The sequence below is a fragment of the Variovorax sp. CCNWLW235 genome (genome assembly GCF_037204085.1).
GTDB lineage: Bacteria > Pseudomonadota > Gammaproteobacteria > Burkholderiales > Burkholderiaceae_C > Variovorax.
In genome coordinates this window covers 241,198-255,078 of record NZ_JBBCBW010000006.1, presented here as the reverse complement: position 1 = coordinate 255,078, position 13,881 = coordinate 241,198, and the positions used below count along the sequence as shown (strand labels likewise).

General features: G+C 66.1%; 12 protein-coding genes. 7 read left to right on the top strand and 5 right to left on the bottom strand.

The features are described from left to right. Nucleotides 1–67: 67 nt before the first annotated feature. Nucleotides 68–1,291: a multidrug effflux MFS transporter gene (locus tag V9L21_RS10095; protein ID WP_337311431.1), complete on the bottom strand. Its 1,224-nt coding sequence runs from the start codon at nt 1,289–1,291 to the stop codon at nt 68–70. Here V9L21_RS10095 and V9L21_RS10090 point away from each other — a divergent pair. The 3 genes from V9L21_RS10090 to V9L21_RS10080 all read left to right on the top strand — a co-directional run bounded on the left by V9L21_RS10090 (nt 1,269) and on the right by V9L21_RS10080 (nt 3,768). Beyond that, nucleotides 1,269–1,466 (top strand): hypothetical protein, encoded by a 198-nt coding sequence (locus V9L21_RS10090; protein ID WP_337311428.1) that lies wholly within the window; start codon nt 1,269–1,271, stop codon nt 1,464–1,466. The two genes, V9L21_RS10095 and V9L21_RS10090, sit on opposite strands and share 23 nt — an antisense overlap. 38 nt (nt 1,467–1,504) lie before the next feature. Continuing rightward, the gene (locus V9L21_RS10085; protein WP_337311426.1) at nt 1,505–3,364 is read left to right on the top strand and encodes a M48 family metallopeptidase; all 1,860 of its coding nucleotides are present in this window, start codon (nt 1,505–1,507) and stop codon (nt 3,362–3,364) included. A 77-nt stretch (nt 3,365–3,441) separates the two neighbouring features. Beyond that, nucleotides 3,442–3,768 (top strand): hypothetical protein, encoded by a 327-nt coding sequence (locus tag V9L21_RS10080; protein WP_337311424.1) that lies wholly within the window; start codon nt 3,442–3,444, stop codon nt 3,766–3,768. Nucleotides 3,769–3,789: 21 nt separating this feature from the next. On the opposite strand, the gene V9L21_RS10075 is transcribed toward V9L21_RS10080, so the two are convergent. Genes V9L21_RS10075 through V9L21_RS10065 form a run of 3 tightly spaced genes read right to left on the bottom strand, consistent with a single transcriptional unit; the run spans nt 3,790 to nt 8,179 of the window. Further along, nucleotides 3,790–4,374, bottom strand: coding sequence for a methylated-DNA--[protein]-cysteine S-methyltransferase (locus V9L21_RS10075; protein WP_337311422.1), 585 nt, complete (start codon nt 4,372–4,374; stop codon nt 3,790–3,792). Between the two features lie 31 nt (nt 4,375–4,405). Next, complete coding sequence (locus V9L21_RS10070) at nt 4,406–7,474, bottom strand: FAD-binding and (Fe-S)-binding domain-containing protein (protein WP_337311420.1); 3,069 nt, start codon at nt 7,472–7,474, stop codon at nt 4,406–4,408. 9 nt (nt 7,475–7,483) lie between these two features. Next, nucleotides 7,484–8,179: a GntR family transcriptional regulator gene (locus V9L21_RS10065; protein WP_157613807.1), complete on the bottom strand. Its 696-nt coding sequence runs from the start codon at nt 8,177–8,179 to the stop codon at nt 7,484–7,486. Nucleotides 8,180–8,300: 121 nt separating this feature from the next. Here V9L21_RS10065 and V9L21_RS10060 point away from each other — a divergent pair, with 121 nt between their 5' ends. The 3 genes from V9L21_RS10060 (at nt 8,301) to V9L21_RS10050 (ending at nt 11,663) form a co-directional block, all read left to right on the top strand. Then, nucleotides 8,301–9,545, top strand: coding sequence for a pyridoxal-phosphate-dependent aminotransferase family protein (locus V9L21_RS10060; protein ID WP_337311418.1), 1,245 nt, complete (start codon nt 8,301–8,303; stop codon nt 9,543–9,545). A gap of 53 nt (nt 9,546–9,598) precedes the next feature. Beyond that, complete coding sequence (locus tag V9L21_RS10055) at nt 9,599–10,576, top strand: Bug family tripartite tricarboxylate transporter substrate binding protein (RefSeq protein ID WP_337311478.1); 978 nt, start codon at nt 9,599–9,601, stop codon at nt 10,574–10,576. Between the two features lie 316 nt (nt 10,577–10,892). Further along, nucleotides 10,893–11,663: a 2-keto-4-pentenoate hydratase gene (locus V9L21_RS10050; protein WP_337311416.1), complete on the top strand. Its 771-nt coding sequence runs from the start codon at nt 10,893–10,895 to the stop codon at nt 11,661–11,663. Here the strand turns inward: V9L21_RS10050 and V9L21_RS10045 are convergent. Further along, nucleotides 11,612–12,574, bottom strand: a complete 963-nt coding sequence (locus V9L21_RS10045) for a LysR substrate-binding domain-containing protein (RefSeq protein ID WP_337311414.1) — start codon at nt 12,572–12,574, stop codon at nt 11,612–11,614. The two genes, V9L21_RS10050 and V9L21_RS10045, sit on opposite strands and share 52 nt — an antisense overlap. Before the next feature lie 101 nt (nt 12,575–12,675). Between V9L21_RS10045 and V9L21_RS10040 the strand changes: the two genes are divergently transcribed. After that, the gene (locus V9L21_RS10040) at nt 12,676–13,872 is read left to right on the top strand and encodes an MFS transporter (RefSeq protein WP_337311412.1); all 1,197 of its coding nucleotides are present in this window, start codon (nt 12,676–12,678) and stop codon (nt 13,870–13,872) included. Nucleotides 13,873–13,881 lie beyond the last annotated feature (9 nt).

Genomic DNA, 13,881 nt, shown 5'->3' with positions numbered 1-13,881 from the left:
CCGTCGACCGGGTGCGTGGATTCGGTGTTCTTGGGCGCCTGGGCCTCGGCGCCTGCCCGCGTCGTGTTCAAGCCTCTTGCGCTCCCTGTGCGCTACGGGTGGGTTGCGACGGCACGCGCCCCAGCGTGAGCCAGGTCAGCACCAGCGCAATGAGCGCGCCGCCGGCCATGCCGGTCACCATCGGCAGTGGACGCCCGTCGGTAAAGAGGCCCACCACCGCCATGGCCAGCGCGCCGGTCAGCATCTGCAGCGTGCCGAGCAACGCCGAGGCCGTGCCGGCAATGGCGCCGTGCATCTCCAGCGCCAGCACGCCGGTGGTCGGGATCACCAGGCCCATGAAGCCCGAGGCAATGAAGTAAAGGACGATCAGCACCCAGAGGTTGTCGCCGCCCGTCGCAAAGTAAGTGAACATGGCAACCATGGCTGCGCACGAGGCCACCACGCCGAACTTGACGAGGCCCACCAGCCCGAAGCGCTCGCCGAGCGAACCCGTGAGCTGCGAGGCGCCGATGAAGGCCGCTGCGTTCACGCCGAAGGCCACGCTGTACATCGCGGGCGACAGGCCGTAGTGGTCGATCATCACGAACGACGAATTCGCCAGGTAGGTAAAAAAGCCCGCCATCGCGAAGCTGCCGATGAACACCAGCCCAAGGTAGTGCCAGTCGCGCAGCAGCAGCCAGTAGGCCGACAAGGCGCTGCCGAGGCTGCTTTCCACACGCTGCGACGGAGGCCGCGTCTCTTGCAGCTGCGTGACCATCATCGCCAGGCCCGCCGCCGCGGCAATGGTCACGGCCCAGAACACGCCGCGCCATCCCGTGAGCGCAATCACGGCGCTGCCGGCCAGCGGTGCGAGGATCGGCGACACGCTGAACACCAGCATCAACAGCGACATGAGCCGTGCCGCGTCGGTGCCGGTGTGCAGGTCGCGCACCACCGCGCGCGGAATCGCCATGCCAGCCGCCGCCCCCAGGCCTTGCACCAGGCGCAGCACGATCAGCGTATGGATGTCGGTGGCCAGCGCGCAGCCGATGCTCGCAAGCGCAAACAGCACCAGCCCGGCATAGAGCGGCGGCTTGCGCCCGACCATGTCGGAGATCGGTCCGTACAGCAACTGGCCCGCGCCCAGCGAAAGAAAGAACGCCGTGAGGCTCATCTGCACCGCGCCGATGTCGGCGCGCAAGCTCTGGCCGATGGCAGGCAGCGCCGGCAGGTACATGTCGATGGCGAAGGGACCGATGGCGGAGAGCAGGCCCAGCAACAGGGCCATCTTGAAGAAGGGAGAAGAACGCATCGAACCGATTGTCGCCAAGCGCGGCGAACGGTGCAGGCGTGGGGTCGGCGCCGGGCCATTGCTAATTCTGGCGAAAGAGTACGAACTTGGTATTCAGATGGTTCGCACCGCCGCCCTCCTGGATATTCGCAACGACGCAATCGGCGGCTACGCTATCGGCTTCCCGGAAATTTAGAACGATTCACAACAACTGTCTCCTGGAGGGAGCTAGCCATGGCCGTCGCGCGCACGATCCATAAAGACCTTTTTCGCGTGTTCTTGCTCACGCTGGTGTCGCTTTTCGCCATACCGGCGGCGACACTGGTTTTCACCGAATACGCGCTGCGCTCGCAAGACGCCGAGTTCTTGCAGGCAATCGAAGCGCGCATCGCTTCCGACACCCGCCTGTCTGCAGAAGACAAGGCATTGACTGCCGAGTTCTATCGCAGCCATCCGCTGTCCGGGGCCTGCAGCGCCACCGCCCCCGAAGACAAGGACTTTCGCGACCAGGTGTGCAGCCCCTATTCGATGCAATGGCAGTTCCACTGGGCCGACCGCGCAGCCATATGGACGCTGGCGCTCGGCGCGGCGCTGCTGGCAGCGGCCCTGGTGCTGGGCGCCCTCGCCTTTGCCAACCGCGGCCTGCGCTATGCCAGCTTTGTGGCGGGCTGGCGGCTCATGACCGTGTCGAGCGCGGTCGAGGTCGTGCTGCAGAGCGCGATGCTGGTGTGGCTGTCGTTCTGGCTCACTGCGTATTTCATGCAGAGCTATTACGTCAAGCTGATTGCCATTGCCGGCATTGCGGCGGCCATGGCCGTGTTCTATGCGATCTACACGCTTTTCAAGAAGCTGCCCTTCGGCAATGTGATCGAGGGTGAAGTGGTCGCCGAAGCCGATGCCCCGCGCCTGTGGAATCGCATCCGCGAGTTGGCCGCCCGCGTAAAGACCGCGCCGCCCGACCAGATCGTTGCCGGCATCGACACCAACTTTTTCGTGACCGAGACGCCCTGCGACGTCCGCGGCCGTACGCTGCATGGGCGCACGCTGTTCGTGAGCATTCCGCTGCTGCGCGTGCTCGACCAGACCGAAGCCGATGCGGTGCTCGCACACGAACTGGCCCACCTGGGCGGCGGCGACACCCGAAGCAGCGCGGCGCTCGGCCCCAAGCTGCAGCAGTTCGACCAGTACACCTGGGAAATGCGCAGCGGCGGCCTGACCATCGTTGCGCACTTCTTGCTGCGCCTGTACCGCATGATCTTTTCGTTCGCGCTGGCGCGCGACAGCCGCGAACGCGAATTCATGGCCGACCGTGTCTCCGCGGGCCTGACGGCGCCCAACGCCATCGTGCAGTCGCTCATCAAGATTTCTGCCTATGCGAGCTACCGCAACGACGTGGAGCAGAAACTCTTCGAGCACAACCGCCAGCACGACGGCGCGCTTGGCATTGCGGGCTTCGTGGCCGCGGGCCTGCCGCCGTATGCGGGCTCGGAGGCCTTCATCGAGACGATGAAAACCGCCGATGTGCCGCACCCCTACGACACCCACCCTCCGCTGCTGGAGCGCATGCGCAACGTGGGGCATCACGTGCCCGAGAGCGCTTATGGCGCCATTGTCGCGACCACGCCGGGAGCTTGCTGGGCCGACGAAATCGAGACTGCCGCCGACATCGAGGCGCGGATGTGGAGCGACTATGAGCAGCGCTTCGTGCAGAACCACGAACTGAGCCTTGCCTACCGCTACCAACCCGCCACGGAAGAAGAACGCGCCGTGGTGCTGCGCCACTTTCCGCCGGTCGAATTTGCGCTGAAGAACAACGAGCGCGTACAGGTGAGCTACCAGGGGCTGCACCAGAGCGTCGACGGCGGTTCGACGATCGGATGGGACGAGGTCAAGGACCTGACCTTCCAGGACAACGCCTTCGCCGACATGCTGATCGTCACCCACCACGACAAGGGCATGCTGGGTGCGCGCACCACCAAGGTGAAGGTGGGCGGGCTGGGCAAGCAGAAAGACAACTTCAAGGGCGCCGTCGGCCGCTACTGGCAGCGGCACCAGATCATGAGGGCCGAGCAGGCGGCGTCGAAGCAGGAATGAGGAAACGCGCTGCCAGCGGCCATGTGCACAGGCCCCTCCTCCTGTCCCTCAGTTTGCTCCTTGCATCGGCGCACTGCTTGGCTTCATGGAGCATTGAAGACGCCCGCTCCAACGCCGAGATTCACGGCCTGTACGAGATTCGGGAGGAGGCCCGCAGCTTTGTCGCCAGGGAGAACGCAGCCGGGCATGGCGGCTGGGTAGCGCTCGATCCGAATCTGAAGATCCTCGTCCCCAGGTGCAAGGTCCCTCTGGCGACGCAGTGGACACCCCGCAGCTACGGCATGACGGGGCGCAATGTCATGGTCACCTGCGCGCAGGTCGCGCTGCCTCACAAGCGCTGGAGCGTGCACGTTCCGGTAACCACCGCCGCTTTGCGCGAAAAGAAATTGTCCGCCAGCCGCTGATTTGCTCCGCCGCCGATTTTTCTAAAACAGCGACGCCATGCCGTTCGGCCGCGCGCCTTCGATGTCGAGCATGCGCAGTTTCGTCAGCGTGCCGCCGCCCGCCGAAAAGCCGCCGGGCTTGTTGCCCGCGGCCAGCACGCGATGGCACGGCACCACCGGCGCGAAGGGGTTGTGGCCCATGGCCTGGCCTACCGCGCGCGAGAGGGCTTTGTCCCCCAGCTCAGCCGCAATGTCGCCATAGGTGCGCGTCTGCCCGGGCGGAATGCGGCGGGCAATGGCGTAGATGCGTTGATGAAATTCCGACACGCGGCTCATGTCGAGCTCGATGCCGCTCAGGTCATCGGGCGCGCCTTGCAGCAGGGCCTGGATGGCTGCGATTGCCTTCTGCGCGCTCTCGGGCGGCACGGCCTCGGTCAGATCCGGAAAGCGGCGCCGCATGCGCGCCCGGGTGGCAGCCGCCCCGCTTTCTTCGGGCAGTTGCACGCCGATGAGCCCGCGCGGTCCCCAGGCCAGCGCGCATGCGCCTATGGCCGTGTCGAACAGCGCGAAGCCGGGCGCCGCCGCAACTGCGGCTGCTGCTGTTGTCGCTGCTGCTTCATCGTTCATCGCGTCATTTTGTGCCACCCGCGAAGGCCGTTCAACCGACCGGGGCTGGCGGTGCGAGGTGCCGCTCCAGCAGCACGGCCACGTGCACGGCTTCGCGCTGCGCGCCGTCGCCGATCTGGTGGCGGCAGCTGGTGCCGTCGGCCACCACAATGGCTCCCGGCTTCGCGCGGATCGCCGGCAACAGGCTGGCCTCGGCCATCTGCATTGACACGTCGATATGGCGCGCCTCGTAGCCAAAGCTGCCCGCCATGCCGCAGCAGGAGCTTTCGATCAGCTCGGGCTCGGCGCCGGGAATGAGCCGCAGCACCTCCAGCACCGGGCTGACCGCGCCGAAGGCCTTCTGGTGGCAATGGCCGTGCAGCAGGATCGGCGCCGTCGCGGGCGTGAGCGCAAGCGCGAAGCGGCCGGCCTTCAGCTCGCGTGCAATGAACTCTTCGAACAGCAGGGCTTGCCTGGCCACGGTTTCAGCCTTCTTGCCAAAGCCCATCACCAGGGTTTCGTCGCGCAGCGTCAGCAGGCATGACGGCTCGAGCCCGACGATAGGAATGCCCGCCTCGGCCAGCGGCTTGAGCGCGTCGATCAGTGCCTCGGCACGGCGTTTTGCTTCAGCCACCATGCCGCTCGCCAGGAAGGTGCGGCCGCAGCAGTGGTGCCCGCCGCTTTTTTCGACCGTGTGCAGCGTGTAGCCCGCGGCCTTGAGCACGCGCGCTGCAGCCAGCGCGTTCTCACTTTCGAAGGTGCCGTTGAAGGTATCGACGAAAAGCACCGCGGCCTTGCCGCCGTTCGCCTGTACCGACAGCACGGCCTCGCGGCTGGCGAACGTGCCGTGCAGGTCGGCCTTGGCGCGCCAGAAGGTGTCGGAGCGCCATTCGGGCAGCGACCGGCGAGCGGAAAAGCCCAGCAGTTTTTCGCCCAGCCAGGCCGCCCCGGGCAAGGTGTTGCGCAGGTTCATGAGCCACGGCATGCGGCTGGCCGTGCGCGCGTAGTCGGGCATGTAGGCCACGATCTTGTCCTTCAGCGTGTGGCCGTGGCGCTTCTTGTAGTGATCGAGAAACTCGATCTTCATCTTCGCCATGTCCACGCCGGTCGGGCAGTCGCGCTTGCAGCCCTTGCAGCCGACGCACAGGTCCATGGTCTCGTGCATCTCTTCGCTGGTGAAGGCGTCGGGTCCGAGCTGGCCCGAGAGCGCGAGCCGCAGCGTGTTGGCGCGGCCGCGTGTGAGGTGCTGCTCGTCGCGCGTCACGCGGTAGCTCGGGCACATGGTGCCGGCGTCGAACTTTCTGCAGTGGCCGTTGTTGTTGCACATTTCGGCGGCCTTGGCCAAGCCGCCGGTGCTGTCGCCGCCGGTGCCGGGTGCGGTGGTCTGCTCGGTCACCGGATCGGCGTTGACGTTCCAGGCCGACCAGTCGAGCACGGGCTTGAGTTCGATGCGCCGGTAGGGCTTGGGCGCCGTGGGCGGCGCAAAGCGGAACAGCGCGCCGTCGTCCATGCGCGGCGTGTCGATGATCTTGCCGGGGTTGAACAGGTTGGCCGGATCGAGCTTCTGCTTGATGGCGCGAAACGCCTCGTTGATGGCGGGGCCGAACTGCCATTCGATCCATTCGCCGCGGCACAGGCCGTCGCCATGCTCGCCGCTGAAGGCACCCTTGTACTTGCGCACCAGCGCGGCGGCTTCTTCGGCAATGGCACGCATCTTGGCGCCGCCGTCTGCGCGCATGTCCAGAATCGGCCGCACGTGCAGCGTGCCGACCGAGGCATGCGCGTACCAGGTACCGCGGCTGCCGTACCGGGCAAACACTTCGGTCAGGGCATCGGTGTATTCGGCCAGGTGCTCGAGCGGCACGGCGCAGTCTTCGATGAAGCTCACCGGTTTGCCGTCGCCCTTCAGGCTCATCATGATGTTGAGGCCGGCCTTGCGCACCTCCCACAGGTTCTTCTGGCGCGCGTCGTCGGGCATTTCGACCACGCTGCCGGGCAGCCCCAGGTCGCCCATGAGCTCGACCAGTTGCTTGAGCCGCGGCAGCAGCGCGGCCTTGTCGGCACCCGCAAACTCCACCAGCAAGATGGCCGCCGGCTTGCCGATGAGCGCCGTTTCCACCGTGGGCTTGAAGGCCGGGTTGGCAAGGCTCAGCTCGATCATCGTGCGGTCGACCAGTTCCACCGCAGTGGGGCCGAGCTTCACGATGTGCTGCGCCGCATCCATGGCCGCATGGAAGGTCGGAAAGTTCACGATACCCAGCACCTTGGCGCGCGGCAGCGGCGCGAGCTTGAGCTTGAGGCTCTTGGTGTAGGCCAGCGTGCCTTCCGCGCCGATCAGCAGGTGCGCAAGGTTCACGCTGCCGTCGGCCGTGTAGGGCCGCTCGCTCTGGTTGTCGAAGATGTCCAGGTTGTAGCCGGCCACGCGGCGCAGCACCTTGGGCCAGTGGGCGTGGATCTGCTCGCGGTGCTCGACAGCCAGCCCATGCACGAACTGCGCAATCCCGGCAGCGCGGGGGGCCAGCGTGGCCTGCGGGCCGAATTCGACCAGCTCGCCGCTCGAAAGCCAGGCGCTCGCGCCGAGCACGTTGTGCACCATGTTGCCGTAGGCAATGGAGCGCGAGCCGCAGGAGTTGTTGCCCGCCATGCCGCCCAGCGTGGCCTGCGCGCTGGTCGACACGTCCACCGGGTACCAGAGGCCGTGCGGCTTGAGATGCGCGTTCAGGTGGTCGAGCACCAGGCCCGGCTCGACGGTGGCGGTGCCCTCTTCCACATTCACGTCGAGCACACGGCGGAAATGCTTGCTGTTGTCGATCACCAGTGCGGCGCCCGTGGTCTGGCCGCACTGGCTGGTGCCGCCGCCGCGCGCGAGCACAGGCACCTTCAGGTCGCGCGCAATGTCGATGGCGGTGGCAATGTCTTGCTCATTGGTCGGCACGAACGCGCCGACCGGCGTGATCTGGTAGATCGACGCGTCGGTGGCGTAGCGCCCGCGCGAACCGTCGTCGAACAGCACCTCGCCCTGCGTTTCAGCGCGCAGCCGGCGTGCGAGCGCATCGCAGGTTTCGTTGGGCGGAAGAACGGTTCCGGCGGGCTGGATGTGGCTGGCGGGATCGACGCGCATGGTGTGGGGTCAGCTCGCTTTGTGGGTCTGTGGGTAGATTTCGCCGGCGCGCATCAGCTCCAGCACCGTGTCGCGCTTGCGCATGAGGTGCGCGACCATCACCTTGCGCATCGCCGGTGCGTCGCGCGTGGCCAGCGCGTTGACCATCTGCTCATGCTCTTCGACGGCGTGCTTCCACTTGGCGTCGTTCTGGTTGGTGCGAAAGCGCAGCGACTGCACGCGAGCGTTGATGGAGCGGTAGGTGCTGGCCAGCACCGGGTTGCCCGCGGCCTCGTTGATGGCGGTGTGAATGCGCGCGTTGAGGCGGTAGTAGCCCGAGAGATCGCGCCGCGCGAAGCAGGCCATCATTTCGTAGTGCAGCGCGCGCACCTCGGCCAGCTCTTCGTCGGTGATGCGCTTGGCCGCCAGCTCGCCAGACATGCCTTCGAGCATGGCCAGCACCTCGAAGGTGTTGAGCACGTCGGCCTCGGTGAGCTTCACTGCCACCGCGCCGCGGTTGGGCAGCAGGTCGACCAGCCCTTCGGCCGCCAACAGCTTGATGGCCTCGCGCAGCGGCGTGCGCGACACGCGCAGCTGAAGGCACAGCTCGCGTTCATTCAGCTTGGCGCCCGGCGCGATATGCCCTTCGACCAGCATCGTGCGCAGGCGCGAAGCCACCTGGTCGTGCAATGCGAGGCGCGAGATTTCGATGATGTCTGCAGTCATGTCTGTTTCCCTTGAATGCATTTTGAATGCAAAAAACCACAGCTGCAATCCGTCTTGTTAAGGGTAAACCAGCATGCTTTATTCGGTTTTGAATGCAAAACTGAAAGCGAAAGGACAGTCCATGCTGCAACTCGACATCCATCCCACCGGCCGCCACTTCCTCCAGATTCCCGGCCCCAGCCCGGTGCCCGACCGCATCCTGCGGGCCATGAGCCTGCCGACCATCGACCATCGCGGGCCCGAGTTCGGCACGCTCGGTGTCAAGGTGCTCGGCGGCATCAAGCAGATCTTCAAGACCAGGCATCCGGTTGCCATCTACCCTGCTTCCGGCACTGGCGCATGGGAGGCCGCGTTGGCCAACACGCTGAGCCCTGGCGACCACGTGCTGATGTACGAAACCGGGCACTTCGCATCGCTGTGGCAAAAAATGGCCACGCGGCTCGGCCTATCGACCGAGTTCCTCGCGTGGACGGGCAAGGACGAACAACTGCCCGCCGCACCCAGCTGGCGCCGCGGCGTGCAGGCCGACCTCATCGAGGCGCGCCTGCGCAAGGACACTGAAAAGAAGATCAAGGCCGTGTGCGTGGTGCACAACGAAACCTCGACCGGCGTCACATCCGACATTGCCTCGGTGCGCAAGGCCATCGATGCGGCGGGACACCCCGCGCTGCTGATGGTCGACAGCATCTCGGGCCTCGCAAGTGCCGATTTCCGGCACGACGAATGGGGCGTGGACGTCACCATCAGCGGCTCGCAAAAGGGCTTGATGCTGCCGCCGGGCATCAGCTTCAACGCGCTTTCGCCGCGTGCGCTCGAAGCATCGAAAAGCGCGAAGCTGCCGCGCGCCTTCTGGGCCTGGGACGAGATCGTGGAGATGAACAAGGACGGCTACTGGCCCTACACGCCCAACACCAACCTGCTCTACGGCCTCTCGGAGTCGCTCGACATGCTGCTCGGCGAAGGGCTGGACAACGTGTTTGCGCGCCACCGGCGCTGGGCTGCCGGCGTGCGCGCGGCGGTCAACGCCTGGGGCCTGCCGATCCAGTGCGCCGACCCGGCCGTGTATTCGCCCGTGCTCACCGGCGTGATCACGCCCGAAGGCGTCGATGCCGACGCGCTGCGCCGCCTGATTCACCAGCGCTTCGATCTTTCGCTGGGCACCGGCCTCGGCAAGCTCAAGGGCCGCATGTTCCGCATGGGCCACCTGGGCGACAGCAACGACCTGACGCTGGTTGCCATGGTGGCGGGCGTCGAAATGGGCATGAAGCTCGCGGGCATCAAGCTGGCGGGCAGCGGCGTGCACGCGGCAATGGACCATTTCGCCAGCCACGCGGCAGCGCCTGCCAGCTTGCAAAAAGCCGCGTAGTCGCAAACGACACCGGCGCGCATCAGACCCACCACACACTGGAGACAAAGATGATGCAGAGACGTTCGCTGATTCAAGCCGCGGGTGCCGCGGCCGCCACGCTGGGCGTGCCCCGGCTCTTTGCGCAGGAGTGGCCCAGCGGGCCGGTGCGCATCGTGGTGGGGTTTCCGCCGGGAGGGGGCACCGATGCGCTTGCGCGCGTGGTGGCGCAAAAACTCACGACCATGTGGAACCAGCAGGTCATCGTCGAGAACAAGGGCGGCGTGGCGGGCGTGCTGGCGGCCGAATACGTCTCGCAGCAGCCCAGCGACGGCAGCACACTGCTCATGGCTCACATCAACAGCCACGCGCTCGCGCCCAGCCTGCAGCCCAAGCTGCGCTACAGCGTGGAACGCGACTTCGTCCCGATCGTGCTCGTGGGTGTCACGCCCAACCTGCTGATTGCCAGCCCGGCGCAAAAGGCGCTCACGGTGAACGACATCGTGTCCGCTTGCAAGGCCTCGCCCGGCACGGTGAGCTTCGGCTCCGCGGGCGCCGGTTCTGCACAGCACCTTGCGCTCGAGATGTTCAAGCTGCAGGCCAAGGTGGATGCGCTGCATGTGCCCTACAAAGGCAGCGGCCCGCTCCTGGCCGACCTCATGGGCGGCCAGATTCAATACAGCTTCGAAACCATGACCGCAGCCACGCCGCATGTAAAAAGCGGCCGCGTGCTGGCCGTGGCGCAGACCCGGGCCAAACGCGCCAAGGGCCACCCCAACGTTCCCACCATGCAGGAGCAAGGCTTCGCGGGCTTCGAGGCCACCACCTGGTACGGCCTGGCAGGCCCGGGCAAGCTGCCGCAGCCCGTGGCCGACAAGGTCAACCGCGATGTCAACGCGGTGCTCGCGATGCCCGACGTGCAGGAAAAGCTCGACACCTATGGCGCGGAGGACGGTGGCGGCTCGCAGGACAAATTCAAGCAGTTCATCGCCACCGAAATCGCCAAGTGGGCCAAGGTGGTGAAGGATGGCAAGGTGCATGTCGATACTTGACTTGCTACCTTGCTCAGGGGCTCAGGGGTTCGGGGATTCAGGGCGCGCACCCGCCGACGGGGTACCTTTCTCCGCGAATGTCCCCCGGGGCTGCGCCCCTCCTCCTTTATTTCGCTGCGCAAGGCACCCCATCGACGGGTGCGTTGCACAGAGCAGTCGTTGATCACGGCACACCAGCAGCGTGTCCCAGTGCACAGGGCATCGGGTGCTCCGCGCAGCGAAATAAAGGAGGAGGCCGAAGGCCGGGGGACATTCGCGGAGGGGAGTACCCGGTGGCCTTTGCACTCGCCCAGGACGCAACTGACAAAATCACAAGATGACCTCACAAATGACAGCCCTGACCGATGCGCTCGTTGCAGCCCGCCCCAGCAACACCACCCTCGATGTCGCCCCCTGGACCGATGCGCTGCAAGACGCAGCCCAAGCCTACGAAGTGCAGGACGCAATCGCTTCCGCGCTAGGCTGGTTCCAGAGTGGCACCGTCCCCGCCCACTGGAAATCCGGCGGTGCCTCCAGAAACGTAACTCTCACCCATGCGCCGCTGCCTCCACACGGCGTGCGCAAGAGCCCGGCGGACTTCAGCGACCTGGCCTTTCACTCGCCCGGCATCGAGGCTGAAATTGCCCTGCGCCTCGGACAAGACGTGACACCCGCCATGGCCGCGAAGCTCGACCACCAAGACGCCGCGTCGCTGATCGACGCCATGGCAGTCTCGGTCGAAATCGTCGATTCGCGCTGGCAAGACCTGGCCGCTACACCTCCATTGCTTCGCCTTGCCGACTCGCAAGTACACGGCGCCCTGGTGCTCGGCGAATGGCAACCTTATGCGGCCGTCGACTGGGCTTCGCAGCGCTGCGAAACCAAAGTCGGCAATTCGGAAACCGTGGTGCGCGAAGGCACCCATCCGCTGGCCGACCCCGCATGGCTGCTGCCCATCTGGCTGCGCCACATCACGCGCCACGGCCAAACTGCACCGGCCGGAACCGTGGTTACCACAGGGTCGTGGGTCGGCATCTTGCCCTGCCGCCGCGGCGATCAGGTAACGGCCGAATTTGCGGGCATCGGCTCGGTTCGCTTGACCGTGTAGCGCCCTCCCCCCACGCCCGAGCACGCCACCAGAAAGTCGAGCACCGCGCGCACCCGCGCAGGCAAGGTGCCGGCTTTGCCGATGTACACGGCGTGGATCGGCTCCACCTCGCCGGGGTTGAATTCGTGCAGCAGAGGCACTAGCCGGCCCGCATCGATGTCGTGCTGGATGTGATACAGCGACAGCCGCGCCACGCCGGCACCGGCAATCGCCAGTTGCCGCAAGGTTTCGCCGTCGCCCGCGCGCACCGGGCCTGCCACGGGCAACGAGATCATTCGCCCATCGACGCGCAACGGCCAATCCGGCGTATTGCGCCGGTAGCTCCAGCCCAATCTGTTGTGCGCTTCCAGTTCCTGCGGCGTGTGCGGCGTGCCGTACTTTGCAAGATAGTCGGGTGAGGCCACGATCGCCTGGCTGGTTTCGCCGAGGCGGCGCGCTACCAGGTCGGAAGGCGGCAACTGCCCCCAGCGGATTGCGATGTCCGCGCGCTCGTCCATCAGATCGACGATGCGGTCGGTCAGCGCAATGTCCAGCGTGATTTGCGGATGCAGCTCGAGCAGTCTGGGCACCAGCGGCACCAGCTTGTGGTGCCCGAAAGACACGCTCGCGTTGATGCTCACCCGCCCCCGCGGCGCGGCGCCCGCTGCGGCGCAGCGCTCGGCCTCGTCCATGTCGGCCAGCACGCGCGTGCTGCGCTCATAGAAATGCAGGCCTTCGGGTGTCAGTTGCAGTTTGCGCGTGGAGCGGTGCACCAGCTGAATACCCAGGCGCAATTCGAGCCGCGCGACCAGCTTGCTCACGGCAGAAGGCGTCATGTCGAGCAGGCGCGCCGCGGCGGAAAAGCCGCCGGACTCGACCACCTGCACGAAGGCTTCCATTTCACCGGAGCGATTCACGTCGATACGCGGCATGGTAGTTCCTTGGCTTCCGATTACTGTGACTTCAATTCACAAGTCTATGTACAGGCGGCATTCTAGTCATCCATCGGGATAACCCGCACAGTAGAGCCATCATGCCAATTGCTCTACTCGCCCTTACCGCCGGTGCCTTCGGAATAGGCACCACCGAATTCGTCATCATGGGCCTGCTCATGCAGGTCTCAGCGGATCTCCATGTCTCCATTACCGCTGCCGGGTTGCTGATTTCGGGCTATGCGCTCGGCGTTGCGGTCGGCGCGCCCATGCTCACCATTGCCACCCGCAAGCTGCCGCGCAAGACCGTGCTGCTGGCGTTGATGGCGATCTTCACGCTCGGCAACCTGGCCTGCGCGCTGGCGCCCAACTACGAGCTGCTGATGGCTGCGCGCGTGGTCACCTCGCTCGCGCACGGCACCTTCTTCGGCGTGGGCTCGGTGGTGGCCACGGGCCTCGTGGCGCCGGAACGCCGCGCCTCGGCCATTGCCATCATGTTCACTGGTCTCACGGCCGCCACGCTGCTCGGTGTGCCGGCGGGTGCATGGCTTGGCCTGCAGTACGGATGGCGCGCTACCTTCTGGGCCGTGACGCTGATTGGCGTGCTGGCGTTTGCAGTGCTCGCGATCTTTGTGCCCCGCGTCAAGGGCGAGGCCAAGCCGGCGCCGCTGCGCGACGAGCTTGCGGTGCTCGCACGGCCCCAGGTGCTGCTGGGGCTGGCGATGACGGTGCTCGGCTTTGCCGGCGTGTTCGTGGTGTTCACCTACATCCAGCCATTGCTGACGCAAGTCACCGGCCTGCCGGAATCGGCGGTGTCGCCGATCCTGCTAGTGTTCGGCGGCGGCCTTGCGGTGGGCAACATTCTGGGCGGCAAGCTGGCCGACCGCGCAACGATGCCTGCCGTGATCGGCACGCTGGTGGCACTGGCCGCGGTGCTCGGTGCGATGCAGTTCACCATCGGCACGCCATTCACCGCGGTGGTGTTCGTCGGCCTGCTCGGCATCGCTTCTTTCGCGACGGTGGCGCCCATGCAACTGCGCGTGCTCGAAAAGGCCTCGGGCGCGGGCCAGAACCTGGCGTCGAGCCTCAACATCGCGGCCTTCAACCTGGGCAATGCGCTCGGCGCATGGATGGGTGGCGTGGTCATCGACCACGGCCCGGGCTTGCGTGCGCTCGGCTGGGTGGCGGCGCTGCTCACGCTCGTTGGCCTGGCGATTGCGCTCTGGAGCCGTTCGCTCGACCGGCGCGAAAGCAGCAACGGCTCGCCGGCCGACTGCGCCTCTTCGGCGCAAGCCTGAACCACTCAA

What these genes read in the sequence shown, in the direction of transcription:
- V9L21_RS10095 (WP_337311431.1), bottom strand. Translation starts at nt 1,291, where the DNA reads ATGCGTTCTTCTCCCTTCTTCAAGATGGCCCTGTTGCTGGGCCTGCTC.
- V9L21_RS10085 (WP_337311426.1), top strand. Translation starts at nt 1,505, where the DNA reads ATGGCCGTCGCGCGCACGATCCATAAAGACCTTTTTCGCGTGTTCTTG.
- V9L21_RS10075 (WP_337311422.1), bottom strand. Translation starts at nt 4,374, where the DNA reads ATGAACGATGAAGCAGCAGCGACAACAGCAGCAGCCGCAGTTGCGGCG.
- V9L21_RS10070 (WP_337311420.1), bottom strand. Translation starts at nt 7,474, where the DNA reads ATGCGCGTCGATCCCGCCAGCCACATCCAGCCCGCCGGAACCGTTCTT.
- V9L21_RS10065 (WP_157613807.1), bottom strand. Translation starts at nt 8,179, where the DNA reads ATGACTGCAGACATCATCGAAATCTCGCGCCTCGCATTGCACGACCAG.
- V9L21_RS10060 (WP_337311418.1), top strand. Translation starts at nt 8,301, where the DNA reads ATGCTGCAACTCGACATCCATCCCACCGGCCGCCACTTCCTCCAGATT.
- V9L21_RS10055 (WP_337311478.1), top strand. Translation starts at nt 9,599, where the DNA reads ATGCAGAGACGTTCGCTGATTCAAGCCGCGGGTGCCGCGGCCGCCACG.
- V9L21_RS10050 (WP_337311416.1), top strand. Translation starts at nt 10,893, where the DNA reads ATGACCTCACAAATGACAGCCCTGACCGATGCGCTCGTTGCAGCCCGC.
- V9L21_RS10045 (WP_337311414.1), bottom strand. Translation starts at nt 12,574, where the DNA reads ATGCCGCGTATCGACGTGAATCGCTCCGGTGAAATGGAAGCCTTCGTG.
- V9L21_RS10040 (WP_337311412.1), top strand. Translation starts at nt 12,676, where the DNA reads ATGCCAATTGCTCTACTCGCCCTTACCGCCGGTGCCTTCGGAATAGGC.